The 17,629-nt window shown below is 68.8% G+C and carries 26 protein-coding genes and 3 pseudogenes; 23 read left to right on the plus strand and 6 right to left on the minus strand.

The window, feature by feature from the left end; all coding sequences use genetic code 11:
* Window positions 1-18 precede the first annotated feature (18 nt).
* Both LOC65_RS16800 and LOC65_RS19560 read left to right on the plus strand, forming a co-directional pair.
* Window positions 19-555: a hypothetical protein gene (locus tag LOC65_RS16800; protein ID WP_230248357.1), complete on the plus strand. Its 537-nt coding sequence runs from the start codon at window positions 19-21 to the stop codon at window positions 553-555.
* A 175-nt stretch (window positions 556-730) separates the two neighbouring features.
* Window positions 731-1,024 (plus strand): annotated as a pseudogene (locus LOC65_RS19560) (flavin reductase family protein); the annotation flags it as partial.
* On the opposite strand, the pseudogene LOC65_RS16810 reads toward LOC65_RS19560, so the two are convergent.
* Window positions 992-1,336: pseudogene (locus tag LOC65_RS16810) on the minus strand (transposase); the annotation flags it as partial. The pseudogenes LOC65_RS19560 and LOC65_RS16810 overlap by 33 nt on opposite strands.
* Before the next feature lie 611 nt (window positions 1,337-1,947).
* On the opposite strand from LOC65_RS16810, the gene LOC65_RS16815 reads away from it, so the two are divergent.
* The 6 genes from LOC65_RS16815 to LOC65_RS16840 all read left to right on the plus strand — a co-directional run bounded on the left by LOC65_RS16815 (window position 1,948) and on the right by LOC65_RS16840 (window position 5,896).
* Entirely contained in the window at window positions 1,948-2,298 is a 351-nt protein-coding gene (locus LOC65_RS16815; protein WP_164963017.1) for a hypothetical protein, read from the plus strand.
* A 143-nt stretch (window positions 2,299-2,441) separates the two neighbouring features.
* Entirely contained in the window at window positions 2,442-2,957 is a 516-nt protein-coding gene (locus tag LOC65_RS16820) for a hypothetical protein (RefSeq protein ID WP_230248358.1), read from the plus strand.
* Window positions 2,958-3,007: 50 nt separating this feature from the next.
* Window positions 3,008-3,718: a tetratricopeptide repeat protein gene (locus tag LOC65_RS16825; protein WP_230248359.1), complete on the plus strand. Its 711-nt coding sequence runs from the start codon at window positions 3,008-3,010 to the stop codon at window positions 3,716-3,718.
* 160 nt (window positions 3,719-3,878) lie between these two features.
* Window positions 3,879-4,739: a DUF4261 domain-containing protein gene (locus LOC65_RS16830; protein WP_230248360.1), complete on the plus strand. Its 861-nt coding sequence runs from the start codon at window positions 3,879-3,881 to the stop codon at window positions 4,737-4,739.
* Between the two features lie 41 nt (window positions 4,740-4,780).
* Window positions 4,781-5,386: a hypothetical protein gene (locus LOC65_RS16835; protein WP_230248361.1), complete on the plus strand. Its 606-nt coding sequence runs from the start codon at window positions 4,781-4,783 to the stop codon at window positions 5,384-5,386.
* Window positions 5,387-5,389: 3 nt separating this feature from the next.
* Window positions 5,390-5,896, plus strand: coding sequence for a hypothetical protein (locus LOC65_RS16840; protein WP_230248362.1), 507 nt, complete (start codon window positions 5,390-5,392; stop codon window positions 5,894-5,896).
* Between the two features lie 53 nt (window positions 5,897-5,949).
* Here the strand turns inward: LOC65_RS16840 and LOC65_RS16845 are convergent, their stop codons facing one another.
* Window positions 5,950-6,714, minus strand: coding sequence for an SDR family oxidoreductase (locus LOC65_RS16845; RefSeq protein WP_230248363.1), 765 nt, complete (start codon window positions 6,712-6,714; stop codon window positions 5,950-5,952).
* A gap of 381 nt (window positions 6,715-7,095) precedes the next feature.
* Between LOC65_RS16845 and LOC65_RS16850 the strand changes: the two genes are divergently transcribed.
* The 13 genes and pseudogenes from LOC65_RS16850 to LOC65_RS16905 all read left to right on the plus strand — a co-directional run bounded on the left by LOC65_RS16850 (window position 7,096) and on the right by LOC65_RS16905 (window position 13,679).
* Window positions 7,096-7,716 (plus strand): hypothetical protein, encoded by a 621-nt coding sequence (locus tag LOC65_RS16850; RefSeq protein WP_230248364.1) that lies wholly within the window; start codon window positions 7,096-7,098, stop codon window positions 7,714-7,716.
* 115 nt (window positions 7,717-7,831) lie between these two features.
* Complete coding sequence (locus tag LOC65_RS16855) at window positions 7,832-8,215, plus strand: hypothetical protein (protein WP_230248365.1); 384 nt, start codon at window positions 7,832-7,834, stop codon at window positions 8,213-8,215.
* Complete coding sequence (locus LOC65_RS16860) at window positions 8,212-8,988, plus strand: hypothetical protein (RefSeq protein ID WP_230248366.1); 777 nt, start codon at window positions 8,212-8,214, stop codon at window positions 8,986-8,988. Before LOC65_RS16855 ends, LOC65_RS16860 begins: the two co-directional genes overlap by 4 nt.
* Window positions 8,989-9,076: 88 nt before the next feature.
* Window positions 9,077-9,682 carry a DJ-1/PfpI family protein gene (locus tag LOC65_RS16865; protein WP_230248367.1) on the plus strand — a complete coding sequence of 202 codons (606 nt, stop codon included), beginning with the start codon at window positions 9,077-9,079 and terminating at the stop codon, window positions 9,680-9,682.
* Window positions 9,683-9,823: 141 nt separating this feature from the next.
* Window positions 9,824-10,144, plus strand: a complete 321-nt coding sequence (locus LOC65_RS16870) for a heavy metal-binding domain-containing protein (RefSeq protein ID WP_009858418.1) — start codon at window positions 9,824-9,826, stop codon at window positions 10,142-10,144.
* A gap of 62 nt (window positions 10,145-10,206) precedes the next feature.
* Window positions 10,207-10,593, plus strand: coding sequence for a MerR family transcriptional regulator (locus tag LOC65_RS16875; RefSeq protein ID WP_230248368.1), 387 nt, complete (start codon window positions 10,207-10,209; stop codon window positions 10,591-10,593).
* Window positions 10,590-11,012 (plus strand): carboxymuconolactone decarboxylase family protein, encoded by a 423-nt coding sequence (locus tag LOC65_RS16880; RefSeq protein WP_230248369.1) that lies wholly within the window; start codon window positions 10,590-10,592, stop codon window positions 11,010-11,012. Before LOC65_RS16875 ends, LOC65_RS16880 begins: the two co-directional genes overlap by 4 nt.
* A 106-nt stretch (window positions 11,013-11,118) precedes the next feature.
* On the plus strand, window positions 11,119-11,505 hold the full coding sequence (locus LOC65_RS16885) for a hypothetical protein (protein WP_230248370.1): 387 nt from the start codon (window positions 11,119-11,121) through the stop codon (window positions 11,503-11,505).
* A gap of 40 nt (window positions 11,506-11,545) precedes the next feature.
* The gene (locus LOC65_RS16890) at window positions 11,546-11,821 is read left to right on the plus strand and encodes a DUF2164 domain-containing protein (RefSeq protein WP_230248371.1); all 276 of its coding nucleotides are present in this window, start codon (window positions 11,546-11,548) and stop codon (window positions 11,819-11,821) included.
* Window positions 11,822-11,840: 19 nt separating this feature from the next.
* A pseudogene (gene aac(6') / locus LOC65_RS19565) lies at window positions 11,841-12,278 on the plus strand (aminoglycoside 6'-N-acetyltransferase); the annotation flags it as partial.
* Window positions 12,279-12,404: 126 nt separating this feature from the next.
* Window positions 12,405-12,827 (plus strand): HAD family hydrolase, encoded by a 423-nt coding sequence (locus LOC65_RS19570; RefSeq protein WP_405048259.1) that lies wholly within the window; start codon window positions 12,405-12,407, stop codon window positions 12,825-12,827.
* Window positions 12,828-12,844: 17 nt separating this feature from the next.
* On the plus strand, window positions 12,845-13,300 hold the full coding sequence (locus LOC65_RS16900) for a GNAT family N-acetyltransferase (protein WP_230248373.1): 456 nt from the start codon (window positions 12,845-12,847) through the stop codon (window positions 13,298-13,300).
* A 13-nt stretch (window positions 13,301-13,313) separates the two neighbouring features.
* A complete protein-coding gene (locus LOC65_RS16905; RefSeq protein ID WP_230248374.1) occupies window positions 13,314-13,679 on the plus strand; it encodes a cupin domain-containing protein in 366 nt (121 codons plus the stop codon).
* Between the two features lie 62 nt (window positions 13,680-13,741).
* On the opposite strand, the gene LOC65_RS16910 is transcribed toward LOC65_RS16905, so the two are convergent.
* Both LOC65_RS16910 and LOC65_RS16915 read right to left on the minus strand, forming a co-directional pair.
* A complete protein-coding gene (locus LOC65_RS16910) occupies window positions 13,742-14,146 on the minus strand; it encodes a type II toxin-antitoxin system VapC family toxin (protein WP_230248375.1) in 405 nt (134 codons plus the stop codon).
* A 5-nt stretch (window positions 14,147-14,151) separates the two neighbouring features.
* Complete coding sequence (locus LOC65_RS16915) at window positions 14,152-14,409, minus strand: type II toxin-antitoxin system Phd/YefM family antitoxin (RefSeq protein WP_009858422.1); 258 nt, start codon at window positions 14,407-14,409, stop codon at window positions 14,152-14,154.
* A 124-nt stretch (window positions 14,410-14,533) separates the two neighbouring features.
* On the opposite strand from LOC65_RS16915, the gene LOC65_RS16920 reads away from it, so the two are divergent.
* Both LOC65_RS16920 and LOC65_RS16925 read left to right on the plus strand, forming a co-directional pair.
* A complete protein-coding gene (locus LOC65_RS16920) occupies window positions 14,534-15,259 on the plus strand; it encodes a GNAT family N-acetyltransferase (protein WP_230248376.1) in 726 nt (241 codons plus the stop codon).
* A 79-nt stretch (window positions 15,260-15,338) separates the two neighbouring features.
* Entirely contained in the window at window positions 15,339-15,899 is a 561-nt protein-coding gene (locus LOC65_RS16925) for a GNAT family N-acetyltransferase (protein WP_230248377.1), read from the plus strand.
* Between the two features lie 7 nt (window positions 15,900-15,906).
* Here LOC65_RS16925 and LOC65_RS16930 read toward each other — a convergent pair whose 3' ends face one another.
* Both LOC65_RS16930 and LOC65_RS16935 read right to left on the minus strand, forming a co-directional pair.
* Window positions 15,907-16,689 carry an enoyl-CoA hydratase/isomerase family protein gene (locus LOC65_RS16930; RefSeq protein WP_230248378.1) on the minus strand — a complete coding sequence of 261 codons (783 nt, stop codon included), beginning with the start codon at window positions 16,687-16,689 and terminating at the stop codon, window positions 15,907-15,909.
* Between the two features lie 160 nt (window positions 16,690-16,849).
* Complete coding sequence (locus LOC65_RS16935) at window positions 16,850-17,488, minus strand: MBL fold metallo-hydrolase (RefSeq protein WP_009858426.1); 639 nt, start codon at window positions 17,486-17,488, stop codon at window positions 16,850-16,852.
* Window positions 17,489-17,629: the final 141 nt, after the last annotated feature.

The raw sequence follows: 17,629 nt of genomic DNA on the forward strand, positions 1-17,629 counted from the left end.
GGCGGATGCTGTTTTGTGGTGAGCCTCAGCTCGTCGGGTCTCAATAAAAAAATGCAGTTGCGTCGCTACAAGTGTCCTCATTGCGGCTCGGCACTGGAGAGAACGGTCGTGCATCCCGCCTGGCTCAGCCTTGAGGCGAAAGGCCCAGAGTTTCAGATGCCATTGTTGCCGGTGATCGGGGCAATCGTTGTTCTTGGGCTTGGCTTCGCGCTTATCCACCCCGCACTGTCCTTGCTTGTCATCTACGTATTCGTCCATTGGCTGTACTGGCGCTATTACAGCTTCCTTCATTGCAGTTCATGCGGGCGCTTCTACTTTGGCGGGCAGATTTCCGGAAAGCCGCATGAGACGCTTCCGTGGACCGGAGCTGCGATTCGTCGACTTGCCATCAAAGTCGGCATCGCAGGCGGCATCATCGGAGTCATCTTTGCTCCACTCTATATTCTTGAAATCCGATCCATGGGCAACTGCAAGAAGGAGTGTGCTCTCGGGGGTGGTGAAGCAGCTTTGCGAGGGTTTCGGGGCGATTGCATCCAAGTTCCGGGTCCTCGGTGAGGTCTCGTATCTTCCCAGGGGCCGAGGTGAGCAGCGATGAGATGCGCGGTGGATACGCCTCACGATATAGGGATGTAACCGCGCGGCTTGCGCGTTTGCCCAAGGCCAACGAAGTCGGCTCCGATATCGGGCCGCAGGGCTAAGATCCAGGCGCTCGTCTGCAAGGAAGGGATGAATGAACGACTTTCCGCTCGCCAAGGCCTTCACGCTGCTGGAGCCGGGGCCGGTCGTTCTGGTCAGCATCAGCGACGGCCGTCGGCACAACGTCTTGACGATCACGTGGACGATGGTGCTGGACTTCACGCCCCGATTCGCCATCACCTCCGGCCCCTGGAATCACTCGTATGCCGCGCTCGAGAAGTCGAGGGAATGTGTGATCGCGGTTCCCACGGTCGACCTGATCGACACGGTTCTGGCCGTCGGAACCTGCTCCGGTTTGGACGTGGACAAGTCGCATCGCCGGGCGCTGCAGCGCTTCGCAGATTGCAGCCGCGTCGGCCGCGTCGTTCTTGCCGCGGCGCCCGCTCATGCGGTAGGGCACGACGAACTTGGGTGCCATCAGTCGCACCGTGTGGCCGAACTCCTGGAAGCGGCGCGCCCAGTGGTGCGCACCCGAACAGGCTTCCATGCCGATGGTGCATGGCGGCAACTTGGCCACCGCTTCGAGCAATTGGTCGCGGCGCACCGCCGGGCGCACCAGCGCAGGCCTGCCGCGCTCGTCGACACCGTGCAGGGCAAACACGTTCTTGGCCAGATCGATGCCGAGAAACAGAATCGTCATGGACATCTCCTTGCGTCAGCCGGGTGGAGGATGAGATTTCGCAACCCCATCGTCGTATCGGGCGGCCGTCCTTGCCTGAGGGATAACCTCGGGCGGGTGGGACGCTATGGGGGTGTCCCTTTCATTCGTTAGGCCTCATGCCAACACACCCGCGCTTGCTACCCATCGCCCCTGTCCGCACCTATGTCTAGGCGCTCGCGCTGGGAACCGAAGCCGCTCTTGGATGAGAACCCCTGGTCCTTGGTGCCAAGCGTTGGGCTCAGCGCAATGGCGGGCTGGCTTATGCAAGTCGGTCTTGTCACAGTAGCCATTCTCGTCCACGTCAGCGTGGAGAGGACTCTGGGGCAATTGGCCTTTGCTTGGTTCTGCTCCGCATGGTCGTTGCGGTACCTGACGCAACGGCTCGGTGGACGGGAGGCGCAATTTGGTGTGTCACGCGTCTCGTCCGAGTCTTCTTTTCAGGAGCGGCTACTTATGGACACCGCCGTGTTGGCGGCGTTTACCATATCCGCCCTGGCTCTGTTCTTCGGCGTCGACGGTTGGCGCATGTTCCTTGCTGCCCTATGAGGCTTAATAAATCCATCGCGGCTCACGTCGAAATTTAGGCGCCAATGACACGCGACGAGGCAATGCAGGCAATTCGAGCATCGGTGGCGCTTGGTAGCGTCACGCCACTATTCGAGCTCGATAGAGACGCTGAGATTGAGCGCCTCACGGCTGACTTGGTTGCGTCTGCCATTGAGCCCGCTGCCGCCACAATTTTGGGCGTCGCACAAAATGATTCCGGCCTTAAGCAGCTCGTCGCACAAGACCCTCCGCTTGTCATCGCGCGCTCCGGCGACAACTGGTTGGGCTATCTCCCCGGTGTCAAGGAGTTCTTCCTGGCCTACGGGCCGCACCCGGGGCGGCTCAATGCGCTTGGTTTCCACTCTTCCGATGCGCTGGCGGAGTGGCGGGGCTAGTGGCAACCTTGGCGTCTAGCGTTTCGCTCAAGTGGGCCACATCAATCGCGAAGCGATTGATGTGGCCGTTTATCTCCAGTGTTAGGATTTGCATGCGACCAATAACCTATTGCACCGCCACCGCAGCACTGCTGTGTGGATGCATGTCGACGAAGCCGATTGATGACCTCGGCTTCGAACGCGTCGCATCGTTGGAGTCGCTCGCCGGTTGCTACGAAAACCGAGCGCATGTCGGAAAGGGCGTCGGCCTCATGTTCTTGAGCTCCATCATTTGGCCCGACTCCAAGCTTCCACACGGTGACATCACGGCGGTGGAGGTGCGGTCGCTCATGGATGACAAGGTTTCTGTCTCGGCACATACCTCAAATGGAGTCATCAAGGAGCAAGTCTTCGCATCGGGCCGAGACTTCACCTTTGAGTCCGGTCAAGTGAGGCTGACTCGTCCATTTGGCTCCGCTGCCAGTGAGTCTGGTAATGTTTTCATAGGCGTCGGAACTCAGACGAATAAACTGGGGATTGATTCGGATGGGAATGGACGTGCAGTGAGTTCCGCGTCCTTTGCTGGGACAGCCTTTCTGGTCATCCCGATTGCCGGTGGCGTTAGTGATGTGGGCCGCTTCACTCGGAATCGAGCTCTTTGTGTCCAGCACGGGCAGTGACCGAGGCCGTACAAGTCCGCTCCCATGGGAGACCTGACTCCAGGATCGTGATGGACATCTGCTTGCGTCAGCTTTCACATATCAACCCTTGGTCCGCCATGCGTCGCTCACTATTCGCGCTCGTCCTCTTCTCTGTCGGTGTCGCAAGTGCGCAGCCCGCTGACTGCCGGCACGGGTTGGAGGCCCTTCAAGCGAACCGGCCAGCGGAGGCAATTGATCCGCTCTCGCAATGCCTAAAGCAACAGTTGCCCGCTCGGGCGAGAGCCTTCGTGCTGCAGGCTCGAGCGAATGCGTATGCGGACATGAAAGAGTGGGCCCTTGCCGCTGAGGATCAGCGCCAATCCACCTTCGAAGAGAAACCCAAGGATGCGTGGCCGCACATCATGCTTGGGGCATACCTCAGGGAGGCCGGGAGGCTCGACGAGTCGCTCGAGGCGCTGCGAGCGGCGATGCAGTTCGACGAGGATGGTCCAGGATCCGGGCCCGGGATGGCGGTGCACTATCACACCGCCAGGACCCTGCATGAGATGGGGCGATACAGCGACGCGATTGAGGCCATGACCAGCGGGATACCAAAGCAGCCCGACTACGGCTACGCCCTATACCAGCGTGCGCTGTCGTATGAGGCTCTCGGCGACAGAGTCCAAGCAAAACGCGATTTCTTTCGTGCGGCGGAGTTGGTGCCCAAAGAAGGCTATGAACCAAAAGTTGCTGCCAAGCTAATTGAGTATGGATTCACTGTGAAGGTCAACCCCGAGTGACGTCGCGTGCCTTTCAAAAATGGCGTGGTCCGCAGTGATGTGCGAAATAGATTCCGGCTTTTGCGCCAAGCTCGATGATGGTCCATCGAGGTCCCGGGGAGCCGGGGCCAGTGCGCACTGTCTGCGGGAACAATCGAACGTTGCGAAATAGCATCAGTCGTTGAGCCACACCGTCATGCCCATCCGCACCCTCGCCCTGCTGCTCTGCCTGCTGTTCACGCTCCTCCCGGCCCGCGCGGCGGAGACCAGCAAGGCCGACGTGCTGTCCTTCGTGCTGCTGTCGGAGCCCAGGCTGCCCGAGGCGAAGGCGTTCCGCGCCCAGGTCGAGAAGCGTCTGGCCGGGCGTCTGGCGATCACCGGCATGGAGGCCGATGGGCGCGACGTCATCCTGCTGCGTGTGGCCGGCGGCACCGTCATGGTCGGCCTGATCGACGCGCCGCTGCCCAAGGGCCAGATCGACGATCTGTGTGCTGCCGCCTGGTATTGGCGCCAGGCGTGCCAAGCCACGGCCGGTCACCGGGCTCACGTGGCCGTCAGCGTTCTCGGCACGGGCCTCGACAAGCTCGACGCGTCGCTGCTGCTCACCGACGTGGTCGCCTCGCTGATGGACGGCAACGCGATCGCGAGCTACTGGGGCGCGAGCCTCCAGTCGCGCGACGCCTTCCTGCGCCAAAGCGCCGCCACCAACCGCGACCAGCCGCCGGCATGGCTGTGGATCAACTTCCGGGTCAGCCGTGATGCCGAGCGCGGGTTTTCGGTGTCGACCCAGGGCATGGAGCAGTTCGACCTGCGCGAGATCGAGGCCAAGGACGTCAACCGCCCCGGCCTGGAAGTGTTCGTGCTCCTGCAGGGCATGGCGCAGTACTTGATCTCCAAGGGCCCCGTCATCCAGGACGGCGAGACCATCGGTGATTCGCCCGCCCTCGGCATCCGCGTTCACCAAGGCCCGTCCTATTGGCGTGACGGCGTGACCGTCTATCGGGTGACGTGGCCCCAGGCGGCGGGTGCGGGGGTGCGGTGAGAGTCCATTCCGCCTGTTCCTCATCCCACCAGCGCCCCGCCATGACCCGCCTGCTCCTCGCACTCGTCGTTCTCGTGGCCGGCTGCCAGACCGCGCCTCCGCGTCCCCGCCTGGTCGCGCCACCGGAGGCGACGGCGCTGTCGTTCGCCTTCGTCGATGCTCGCAGCCAACTGCGGCTGGTCACGACGCAAGAGCAGGACTCGCTCGGCACCACGGTCTTCTTCGGTGACGACGCGTTCACGCGGCCGCCGTCGGTGCTGGTCGGCAACTGGCTGCAGGACCGTGCCGGCACCGCGTTGGCCGGCAAGAGGGTCGAACTGAAGGAGCTCAAGGTCCAGGTGTTCCAGCCGGCGGCGGGCAACAGCAGTCTCGCCTCGGGCCCGGCGCCGTTGCCGATGCCGGTGGACGCCGCCGGCTCCGGCAGGTCGGCCGTCGTCGGCAGCCTGCTGGCGCCGGTCGTCATCGACTACATCGCGCGGCGCTCGCGGTCCTCGCTCGTCTCGGCCAGGATCGAAGCGACGGTCGACGGCGTGCCGGTCGTCGGGCTGTCCCGTCAAAGCCTCACCGGCCACATCGCCGGAGACGACATCCACCAGGTGCTCTTCGAGGCCCTCGACGACTTGTCGCGTGACGCCGGGCGTCTTTGAGACATGCCGCAACGCCCGCTCTCGCGCCGCCATTGGCTGCTGCTCTGTTCCGCCGCACTGGCGTCCTGCGCCACCGAGTTCAAGCCCTACGTGCCGCCGGTCGACCTGCCGCTGCAGGACGCGCCGCCGGGGCAGGCCCTCGTCTACCTCCTGCGTGCGCCGCACGACTCGAAGCTCGTCCGGGTGGTCGAGGGCGATCGCCATCTGGCGACGCTGGACTCGGGTACCTACACGGTGATCAGCCTGCCGCCCGGCCGCCACCTGTTGCGCACCGCCGCCGGCCTGCCGGTGTTCGGGGAGATGGCGCCGCCGCTGGCCGTCGAGCTGGCGCCAGGCTCGCGCCGCTTCTTCGCCCTGTCCGGTGTGTCGACCCGCTTCGTCCACGGCTTGCCGCTGCCGGAACTGGAAACGGCGCCGGGCAGCCGCCGCTGGACGGAGGTCACCGAACTCGACGCGCAGGGCCTGATGTCGATCGGCCGGCTGGTGATGCCCGAGGCCGGCGCGCTGTGAGCTCCCGCACGTCGGATCGTGGGCGTTGAACCGGCAGGAAGCTCCGGCTGCACCTACGTCCGGTTGATCGAAACCCCGCCGTCCACCAGCATCGCCGCCCCGGTCATGAACGACGACGCTTCGGAGGCCAGGAAAAGCGCGCTCTGCGCCAGTTCCTCCGGGCTGGCCAGTCGTTTCAGCGCATGGAGGTCGGCCACCCGGCGCAGTTGCTCGGGTGTCGAACTCATCTGGCGCCCCATCGCGGTGTCGGTGCCGCCCGGGAGCAGCGCGTTGACGCGGATGCCGACCGGGCCGAGTTCTGCGGCCAGCGCCTGGGTCAGCCCGACGATGCCCGCCTTGCTGGCGGCATAAGCGGCAACGCCCGGGAAGCCGACGGTGTGGCCGACGAAGGTCGACGTGAAGACGATGCTGCCGGCGCCACGTTTCTTCATCGCGCGGATCTGGTGCTTGGCGCCGAAGAACGCGCCCGTCAGGTTGGTGTCGAGGGTCTGGCGCCAGCCCTCTGCCGAGACGGTGTCGCTCGGCCCCATCTCGCCCAGCGTGCCGGCGTTGTTGAAGGCGATGTCCAGACCGCCGAAACGCTCCTCCGCCAGGGCGACCAGGCTTTCCGCGAAGCCTTCGTCACTCGCGTCGCCGGCGAGATACTCGGCGCGTCCGCCGCGGCTGCTGATTTCCTTCGACACCCAGTCCAATTCGTGGCGGCGCCGTGCCCCCAGGACGACGGCCGCCCCGCAGGATGCGAACAACAACGCCGTCGCGCGCCCGATCCCGGAACTGGCGCCCACGACGATCGCCACCTTGCCGTTCAAGTCATGCATCGGTCTGCTCCTGCAAAAAGTGGCTTGCAGTCTGGTCGTGGCTCGACGCGGCGTCGCGCCGGAATCGGACATGCAATTCGGTGAGCTGTCCGTGATGCTCGGACGGGAGCAGGTCGGCGGCGCTGCACCGGAATAGCCGATCTACTGGTCGTCGGCGCGGCGGCAACGGTTATTCCGCCGGAGTTCGCGAACATGACGGACGCGCTTGCCGCTGCGGTGCCGCCTCGATAGGCTGCTGGGACATTTGACGCCGAGGGCGGCGCGTCAGGTTGCACGCCACTGCACAGTGGCGGTCTTCTGCGCTTCGTGGCGCCGCGCACTTTTCAACTGCTTCCTCGGTCGCCTGACATTCCCCATCATCAGAGCAAGGCTGGCCGTTTCATGATCAATCGTCGTTGCTTCCTGGGTGCTTCGCTGGGTGTTTCCGCATTGGCGGCGGGGTGTGACTCGCTGCCCCTGCAAGGCGAGAAGGAGGCGGTCATCACGCCCGGCAAGGGGTGGCTGTTCTTTTCCCTCACGGCTTCCGAAGGCAAGCCCACGATCAGTACGTGGTTCTATTTCCGCAAGAAGGGCGATGAAGCGTCGCAGCGCTTGAAGTCGAACGATGTCGCGTTTTTCGTCAGGGACGATGACTTTCCCGAGCTTCCGGATCGACTCGGGCGCGCGCAGGCGTTGATGCTCGAGCCGGGGGAGTACGAGATGTTCACCTGGACGATCTATATTCCGACGATGGGAGGCTATGGCTATATCTCGCCGCGAGAGAAACTGCCAGTCTTGACCTTCACCGTCGAAGCGGACAGGGCGACGTACATCGGTGCGCTGCATATCGAGACGCTGATGGGGAAGAATATTTTTGGCTTGGCGATCCCCGGTGGCGGGCTGCCGGAATGCTCGGACCAGTTCGAGCGTGACCTCGGAATCATTCGCCGGAAGAATCCTGGCCTGGCTGCGCTGCCGGTGGACAAGCAGGTGCTGAATATCGGCGCCTGGACCAGGAACTGACCTGCAACGACATTTCCGCGCTCTCGGTGGTCGCGGCAATCTTGATCGTTCACTGTCGTTCGAACCGTTGCCAGTGCCCGGGGGCCCCTGGGCTGGCGCCAGCGACACCTGCACCATGACCGCGCGCACCCCGGCCCGTGGCTCCCTCCGCCAGCAGGCTCGCACCGTCGCCTTGCTGCTCCTGGCGGTGTTGGCCGTTGCCGGCTGTGGCACCGACCCGTCTCGCCGGCCGGTGCCCGAGACGGTGACTGTCGACCCGGACAACCCGAAGCGGGCGCGGTTCGTGGTGCATGGCGACCCTGGCTTGAAGAAGTACCCCGAGATCCAGGCGCTGCCACTTGCGGCCAGCGAGCGAATCCGCGAAGGCATGCGCCGCCATGCGGCGGATCTTCTGGTGGAGCGCGGTTGGTGCCCGCACGGTTTCACGGGCCCCGACATCGTCCGGGCCTACGAGTACGCACGGCTGACCAGCCATTTCTTCGTGGAGTGCACGGGATGAACCGCGAGGGCTCCCCGCAGCCGCACCCTGCCGGCGCCACGCACTCGCGATGGCGGCCGTGGCCTTGCGGCGCGCTGCTGCTTGCTGTGCTGTTGCAAGGCTGCGCCAACTGCCACGACGCGCGCGTGCTGCGCGTGGAACCGGTCGGCGCCGTGTCGCCTGCCGTGACGGCCCTGCAGCCGCAGCCCTACTTCCTGAACCTGCAGCTCGAGCCCGAAGCGGAGATCCATCTCTCCCGGTGCCCTGGAGAGCCCTTCGGAACCCTTTGCATGACCGTTCTGGCGCCCGAGGGGCGGCGGCTGCAGCTGCAGCGCGCCGAGCTGCCCTATGTCTCCGAGGCAGCGCCCGGTCAGGCTGGAACGCTGGCGTTGTCGGAGGCCTCGTACCAGGTCTTCTGCCTCGACAAGGCCAACGGCGAGCGCCGCTGCAGCTCGTCCGAAGACATGCCGACGGCGGGTGCTTCCCGGGTCCGGCTGTACGGCATGGCCTACATCGGCGGCGAGCACTTTGAGGTCTTCAAGTACTCCTTCGCGCCCACGTCACCGTTCGTGGGTGCGGCCGACAGGAGCGGGCCTGACTTCCTGCGCCTGTTCGTCAAGACCGAGAACTGGCGGCAGTACGTCTTCGTCATCGTCGGCGAGCCGTTCGCCGTGGCCGATCCCCTCGTGCTCTCGCTTCCCGGCCTCCGCATCGACGACCGCCTGATCCCGTTGCCGCGTGTGCGCGCCGCCGCCGCGACCGAGCAGGTCTGCAGCGTGCGCCAACTGATGTGATCGCCCGGTCATCCGCCGATCGGCCCGCCGGTGATGCCCGAGCCCGGCGCGCCGTGAGCCCCGGCTCCTCAACCCTGGAGTCCTGACGATGCACGTCGCCGTCCTGCTCTACCCCGGCTGCATCTTCTTCGAGATCGCCCTGGCCGCCGAGACGCTGGCCGGGCGCTGCACGCTGAGCTACTACACGCCGGATGGCGAACCGCACCGTGCGTCGAACGGCGCCACGCTCGTGCCGGCGGGCGGCCTGTCGGCCTTGAAGTCGGCCGCGCTGCAGGCCGTGCTGGTGCCGGGCGGCGACCCGCGCTCGCTGATGCTGCCGGTGCCGCGCGCCAGCGAGGCCTTGCGTGCGCAGGCCGCCGCCGGTGCGCTCGTCGCCGGCATCTGCGCCGGCAACCTGGTGATGGCCGGAGCCGGGCTGCTGGTCGGGCGCCGCGGCACGCACAACTACACCGCCGAACACGCGCCGCCCGAGAAGGTTGCCGCGACGCGCCACTTCTGGGACGGCATGCAGTTCGTGCGTGCCGACCTCGTGCAGGACGGCCGGCTGATCACCGCCCAGCCCTGGGCCTACCGCCAATACGCGGCCGCGGTGGCGCGCACGCTGGGCGTGCTGGACGAGCGGGAGGCCCGGGACCTGGAGACCTACGTCACGCGCCGCTCCTGCGGTGGCGGCCCCGGCCCGGCCGAGGCTTGAGGCCGACGCGCCTGCCGCCAGGCCCCGCGATGCTCGGCCGCCCGGATGAACCCGTGCGGCCAGGGCGCTTGGACGCCCTGGGGGCGCCGTCTTAGCCTCCGGGGGCCGGCCGCTTCTCCGGCCGGCCCCCCAGGAGCCCGCATGATCGTCACCACCACCCCCAGCGTCGAAGGCCGCAAGATCAGCCGCTACTGCGGCATCGTCACCGGCGAAGCCATCCTCGGCGCCAACGTCTTCAAGGACCTGTTCGCCGGCATCCGCGACATCGTCGGCGGGCGCTCGGCCACCTACGAACGCGAGCTGCAGCGCGCCCGCGACATCGCGCTGGCCGAGCTGGAGGAGCGCGCCCGCGCCGCCGGCGCCAACGCCGTCGTCGGCATCGACCTCGACTACGAGGTGCTCGGCCAGGGCAACGGCATGCTGATGGTCTCGGCCAGCGGCACGGCGGTGGTGCTGGAGTAGCCCGCACGGCCCCGCCGCGCGGGGCTTGACTTCGAGTGCACTCGAAGCCCCACGATGCGGGCATGAACCTCGAAGCGCTTTCCATCGGCGAGATCGCCCGCCGCAGCGGCGTGTCGGCGCACACGCTGCGTTTCTACGAAGCCGAAGGCATCCTCCAGCCCGCCGGCCGCGCCGGCAACGGCCACCGCCGCTACCGCGACGAAGACCTGGCCTGGCTGGCTTTCGTGCTGCGCCTCAAGCACACCGGCATGCCGCTGGCGGAGATCCGCCGCTACGCCGTGCTGCGCGCGCAAGGCGAGGCGACGACCGGCGATCGCCTGGCGATGCTGGAGCGCCACCGCCAGCGCCTGGCCGCGCAGATCGACGAGCTGCAGGCCAGCGCCCGCGCGCTGGACGACAAGATCGGCCACTACCGCGGCCTGCTGGCCGCCACCGGGGAGCGCGCATGACGACGAGCACCACACAAACGCCCGAAGCCTCGCGCTACGCCCGCGGCTGGGACAAGCTGCGCGAGATCGACGGCCAGGCCGGCGAGCGGGTCGTGCAGGCGCTGGCCGACATCGCGCCCGACTTCGCGCGCCTGTTGATCGAGTTCCCGTTCGGCGACGTCTACACCCGAGCGCAGCTGGACCTGAAGTCGCGCGAGATCGCCACCGTCGCCGCGCTCACCGCGATGGGCCACGCGACGCCGCAGCTCAAGGTGCACGTGCACGGCGCGCTCAACGTCGGCTGCACGCGCGAGGAGGTCGTCGAGGTCATCGTGCAGATGGCGGTCTACGCCGGCTTCCCGGCCGCGCTGAACGGCCTGTTCGCGGCCAAGGAGGTGTTCGCCGAACGGGACCGGGAGGCGGCGGGCGGCGTCGAGTGAAACGTGGCGGGCCGTCGCTGCCCGGACGGCGTGAATCCCGTCGCGTCCGGTCGTCCCCGCGGCGACAATGAACCGCCGTTCACGCGTCCTCTGAAGGAGGCCCACGATGCAACGCTACGACCCCGACTTCGCGCCCGACCCCGCGCAGTGGCTCGAGCTGGACGAAGGGCTGCGCATCCAGCTGGCCGAGCAGTACCACCGCAAGGCCGGCATTCCGCTGCCCAGCGTGCGCGCGCACGCCGTGTTCCACGCGATCATCGAGAACCAGCTGGCGCTGGGCGTGCCCGCCGTCGTCTCCGCGTTCTCGCGCCTGCTCGGCCAGGGGCTGGACCGCCACGAAGCCGTGCACGCCGTCGGCTCCGCGCTGGCCGAGCATTTCTTCGAGCTGATGCAAAGCCGCGGCGGCACGCTGGCCGAGGCTTCGCAGGCGCGTTACGAGGCCGCGCTGGCGCAGCTCGACGGCGAGGAGTGGCGGCGCCGCCAGGGGCTGTAGGGCGGCTGGCGCTTTCGTCGCGCGCCGCCAAAATGCCCCGATGGCCATCGAACTGAACAAGCAGGACCGCCAGCAGGCGATCGCGTCGATCGAGCGCTGGTGCCACGAGAACCTCGACGAGCCGGTCGGCAACGTCACCGCCGCCGGGCTGCTCGGCTTCTTTCTCGACGAGATCGCACCCTCGGTCTACAACCAGGCCGTCGCCGATGTGCAGCAGCGGCTGCAGGCGCGCGTCGCCGAACTCGATTTCGAGGTCCACGAAGACGAGTTCGGCTACTGGAAGAAAAACGACAAGCCGCGCAAGAACCGGCCTTGAGACGGCGCGCCGCACGATGATGATCGAAGCCCTGGCCACGCTGCCCCACCCCGACTGGCTGCAACTGCGCCAGGCCTTGTGGCCCGACGCCGACGCGGCCGGGCACCTGCACGAGATGCAGTCGCAGCTCGCCGAGCCCGGGCGCTACTCGCAGTTCCTGGCCCGTGACGACGACGGCGCCGCGCTCGGCCTGGCCGAGGCCTCGATCCGGCGCGACTACGTCAACGGCACCGACACGAGCCCGGTCGGCTTCCTCGAGGGCCTGTACGTCGTGCCCGAGGCGCGCCGGCAGGGCGTCTCGCGTGCGCTGGTCGGCGCTGTCGCCGCCTGGGCGCGCAGCCGCGGCTGTGCCGAGCTGGCGTCGGACACGGCGCTCGACAACCTCGCCAGCCAGGCGCTGCACGAGCGCCTGGGTTTCGAGGAGACCGAGCGCGTGGTCTTCTACCGCCGCTCGCTGGCTGGGCTGCCGGCGGTGGCGGCCGTCGCCGGCGAAGACGTGCCCAACCCGCTGCACGAGGTGCAGGCCGTGTGTTTCGACTGGGGCGGCACGCTGATGTCGGAGCAGGGCCCCGAGGACACGCCGATGGGGCTGTGGCCGCAGGTGCAGGCGCTGCCGGGCGCCGCCGAGGCGCTGGCGCTGCTGGCCGGGCGGCTGCCGCTGGCCATCGCCACCAACGCCACCGTGTCGCGCCGGCCGATGATCGAGCTGGCCCTGCGCCGCGTCGGCCTCGGGCGCCACTTCGCCGACGTCTTCTGCTTCACCGAACTCGGCCACCGCAAGAACGAACCCGAGTTCTGGGACGCCGTCGAACGCCGCCTGGGCGTGCCGCGCGAGCGCATCGCGATGGTCGGCGACTCGCTGGAGCACGACGTGCGGGCGCCGCGGCGCTTCGGCGTGCAAGCGGTGTGGCTGAACCCGGCCGGCGCCGCAGCCGGTGATGGCGACGAGGTGCCGGTGGTCGCCGACCTGCCGGCGTTTGCGCGCTGGGTGATCCTGGCGTCCTGAAGGCGGAAAGAGCGCGCGTGACGCTGCCCACGCCGGCGCTCGAGGTCCGCTCCGCGCGGCCCGAAGACCGCGCGCTCGTCGATGCGATGATGGTCCCGTACCTGCGCGGCTTCGGCGCCGAGGGGCCGTACCCGGGGCTGGAGCGCTACGGGTCCGATCCGCGCTGTGAGGCCTTCCTGCTCTGGTTGGACGGCGCAGCGGCCGGCTTCGCGCTGCTGGAGCAGGTGGACGCCGGGACCACCGAGCTGGTGGAGTTCTACGTCGCCGCCCAGTACCGTCAGCAGGGCTGCGGGCGCCGCGCGGCCGACAGGCTGTTCGCGCTGCGGCCGGGCCGCTGGCGTGTCGGCGTGCGGCAGGACAACGGCGCGGCGCTCGTCTTCTGGCGAGCGGTGCTGACCGGCAAGCCGGGGCTCACAGTACGCGAACATGCGCGGCCGCCGGCGTGGATCTACGAGTTCGACGCCTCTGTCTAGCCGGGTTGCCACGATGGAACTCCTGACCTCCGACCACTTCGTCCGCCTCGCCAACCCCGGCGTCGAGTCGTGGCAGCTACTGTCCCCGCACAACTCCGCGTCGACGCGGCTGACGATCACGCGTGTCGTGCTCGCGCCCGGCGCCGAGCAGCCGCGCCATCTGCACGCGGCCTCGGAGCAGGTCTGGGTGGCCGTCGCCGGCGAAGGCACGCTGCTGCTGGCCGACGGTGCCACCGCGGCGTTCGTGGCGGGTCAGGTCGCACGTTTTGCCGATGGCGAGCTGCACGGCCTGCACAACACCGGCGCCGAGCCCTTCGTCTACCTCTCGGTGACTTCACCGCCGCTCGACTTCTCCGCGGCCTATCAAGAGCGGGGCTGAGATGACGACGCTGATTCAGATGGCGCTGGCCGTGCGCGACGGCCACGCCTCAGATCGTGCCGCTAGCGTGCGAACGGGTTGAACACCGGCACGCCCAGCGCGTCGAAGTCGGCGACGTTGCGTGTCGCCACCGTCAGGCCGTGCACCTGGGCGGTCGACGCGATCATCGCGTCTTCGTACAGCGTGTTCGAGCGCCGGTGCATCAGCCGCGCCCAGGCGCGGAAGGTCCTGGCGTCCATCGGCAGCACCTGGAACGAGGCCGCGATCATCTCCAGCCAGGCCTCGATCTCCGCGGCCTTGGCGGCGTCCTGCTCGCGCGTCAGCTCGATGCCGGCCTGGATCTCGCCGATCGTCACCGCCGACAGATGCACCTGGGCTTCGTCCAGCCCGCGCAGCCACGCCAGCACGGCGCCGTGCGGCCTGGGCTTGCGCAACTCCGAGACGACGTTGGTGTCGAGCAGGTACATCGCCGTCAGCGCGCGGCGCTCGGCGTGCGGCGGCGGGCCGCGCCGCGGCTGGGCAGCAGCAGATCGCCGCGAGCCTCGTCGCACAGCAGCAGTTCCTTCAAGGACGGGCGCGCGCCCGCCTGCAGCCGCCGCCATTCCTGCACCGGCACCAGCACCGCGGCCTCGGCACCGCGTTTGGTCACCATCTGCGGGCCTTCGGCCAGGCAGGTTTCGAGGAACTCGCTGAAGCGTGCCTTGGCGTCCTGGACAGGCCAGTGCTTCATGGTCGACTCCTTCAAACCAGTGTGCTGACCAGTTTAGCGGCTGTGGCAAGCTTCAATGACTCACCTGTCGCCGCCCCTGCACCGCTCGATTTCTCCCCGCCCCATCGCGGGCAAGACCGGGTTGATGACGCTGCTCGAACAACTGGCCTCCGGCGCGATCACGCTGCGCCCCGCCGTGCTCGCCGACGCGCCGGCCGTCTACGACGCCCACCGCGACTCGGTGCTGCATCTCTGTGCCGAGGCCTACACGCCGGCGCAGATGGCGGCCTGGTTCGAGGGCCGCAGCGCCGCCATCCACCACCCGGGCATCGAGGCCGGCCGGATGACGCTGGCCGAGCGTGACGGCCGCGTGCTCGGCTTCTGCGCCGCCGTGCCGGGCGAGGTGACGCTGCTCTTCGTGCGCCCCGAGGCCGCCGGCAGCGGCCTGGGCGGGCATCTGCTGCACGTCGCGGTGCTGCGCGCCCGGCAAGGCCACGACGGGCCGGGCGACGCGCTGCACGATCTGCAGCACTACGCCCGCCACGACGCGCTGCCGCTGGGCCTGGTGGCCCGGCTCGACGGCCATCCCTGCGGCTTCATGGCGCTCAAGCGTGAAGGGCTGGCTTCGCTGCCGGAACTCGGGCCGTGGGTCGGCGCGGCGGTCGTGCACCCGGGCCTGCGCCGTCTGGGCATCGGCCGCGCGCTGTTGCTCGAGCTGCAGCGTCGCGCCGCGGCACTGGGCGAGACGCGGCTGTACTGCGCCACCGCGTCGGCCGCCTCGCTGCTGCAGCGCTGCGGCTGGCGCCGGCTGCGGTGCGTCGAGCACGGAGGCGAGACGCTGGAGCTGTACGACAAGCCGCTGGGCGGCTGATCCCCGGGTCGTGCGCCCCGCGCTTTCGCACGGCCGGTCCTGCGGCTAGGCTGCGGGCCGACTCCGCCGGAGTGTCCCGATGCCATCCAACCAGTTGCCCGAACAGCTCGAGACCGAGCGCCTGCTGATCCGCGTGCCGCGCCCCGGCGACGGGCCGGTGTTCAACGTGGCGGTGCACGAGTCGCTGCCGCAGCTCGCGCCCTGGCTGGGCTGGGTGACGCCGCCGCCGACGCCGGCGCAGTCCGAGGCCAGCTGCCGCCGCTTCCACGCCCGCTGGCTGCTCAACGAGAGCCTGGTGGTCTTCTTCTTCCTGAAGTCCTCGGGCCGCCTCGTCGGCGGCAGCGGCCTGCATGACGCCGACTGGACGCTGCGCCGCTTCGAGATCGGCTACTGGTGCCGCGCCGGCCACGAGGGCCGGGGCCTGATGACCGAAGGCGTGCGCGCGCTGGCCGAGCACGCCCTGGGCGAACTGGCCGCCAACCGCGTCTTCATCACCTGCGACGAACGCAACGTGCGCAGCTGGAAGCTGGCCGAACGCGCCGGCTTCCGCCACGAAGGCACGCTGGTCAACGAACGGCTGGACCTGCAGGGGCGCTTGCGCACGACGCGCATCTACGCGCGCACGCCGCCGCCGCCCTGATCAGCCCTCAGGCGCCGCGCTTGCGCGCCTTGAAGCGTTCCACCGCCGCCCAGTGGTCCTCGTGCACCCAGGCCTGCACGAAGTGGCGCTGCTCGATCTCGCGCCGTTCGCGGTAGGGCTCGCCCCGGCGCAGCGCGCGTGTCTGCTCGACGGCGCCGGTCAGCGCGGCGCGCGTCTGGCGCAGGATCGGGGCGATGAACTCGTCCACCGCCGCCGCCATCGCCGCGGCGTCGGGCACGACGAGGTCGGCCAGGCCCCAGGCCAGCGCGGTCTGCGCCGGCACCAGCTCGCAGCGCGACATCATGCGCAGCGCGCGTGCCGGGCCCACCAGCGAGGCCAGGTCCGGCCCGCCGCCCCAGGCCGAGGTGATGGCCAGCCGGCCGTGGATGAAGCCGATGTGCGTGCCTTCGCGCATCAGGCGGAAGTCGCAGGCCACGGCCAGCTCGCTGCCGCCGCCGATGGCGTCGCCGTTGAGCACCGCGACCACCGGCACCGGGCAGTCGCGCACGGTGTCCAGCACGGTGCGGCCGCGGTCGGACATCAGCCGCGCGTCGTCTTCGCTGCGCACGGCCTCCAGTTCCAGCACGTCGCCGCCGGCGGCGAAGTAGCGCTCGCCGGCGCCGGTGACGATCACGCAGCGCAGCGCGGGGTCGTGCGCGTGCTGCAGCAGCGCCTCGCGCAGCGCGGTCAGCACCGCCATCGACAGCGGGTTGTGGCGCTCCGGCCGGTCGACGGTCAGGCGCAGGATCGCGCCGTCGCGCTCGACCCGCAGCGGGTTGGGTTCGGCCATCGTCAGGGTTCTCCGGGTGACGGCCGTCCGCACGACGGCCGGGAGCGCCGGATTGTCCCCCCGCGGCCGGGCGTGCCCGGCCGGGCCGTGCCATCGCTGCCGGATCGGCGCCCGGCGCGAGCTCTCCAACCGGCCGGGCGGGCCCCGGCGGTGCGGCGGCTCAGGTGCCGCGCACGTAGGGGTTGTGGCGCCGTTCGTCGCCGAACGTGCTCTCCGGCCCGTGGCCGGGCACGAAGACGGTGTCGTCGCCCATCGGCCACAGGCGCTGCACGATGCTGTCGATCAGCGTCGCGTGGTCGCCGCCGGGGAAGTCGGTGCGGCCGATGCTGCCGGCGAACAGCACGTCGCCGACGAAGGCACGTTTCGCCTCGGCGCTGTGGAAGACGACGTGGCCCGGCGTGTGCCCGGGGCAGTGGCGCACGGCCAGCGCCGAGCGGCCGACGGCGACGGTGTCGCCGTCCTTCAGCCAGCGTGCCGGCACGAAGGGCTCGGCGGCCGGGAAACCGAACATCGCCGCCTGCTGCGCGAGGCCGTCGATCCAGAAGCGGTCGCCCTCGTGCGGGCCGACGATCGGCAGCGACAGCTCGCGCGCCAGACGGCCGGCGCCGCCGGCGTGGTCGATGTGGGCGTGCGTCAGCAGGATCAGCCGCGGCACGACGTCCAGACGCTGCAGCGCCGCCAGGATCGCCGGCACGTCCCCGCCCGGGTCCAGCACCGCGGCTTCGCGCGTCTCGTCGCACCAGAGGATGCTGCAGTTCTGCTGGAAAGGGGTGACGGGGACGGTGCGGTACTGGAGCATCGGGCGGGCCGTGGGGCGGGTTTCCTGGCCGCGATTTTGTCCGCTGTTGCCGGCGGCACGCGCGGCCGCAGCGCACCGCGGCCGGGCAGTCGTGCTGCATTTCGCCGATGCAGCCGTGGCGGGCGTCGCAAGCCGGCGCTC

It is taken from the genome of Rubrivivax sp. JA1055 (assembly GCF_020966565.1).
GTDB classification, from domain to species: Bacteria; Pseudomonadota; Gammaproteobacteria; order Burkholderiales; family Burkholderiaceae_C; genus Rubrivivax; species Rubrivivax benzoatilyticus.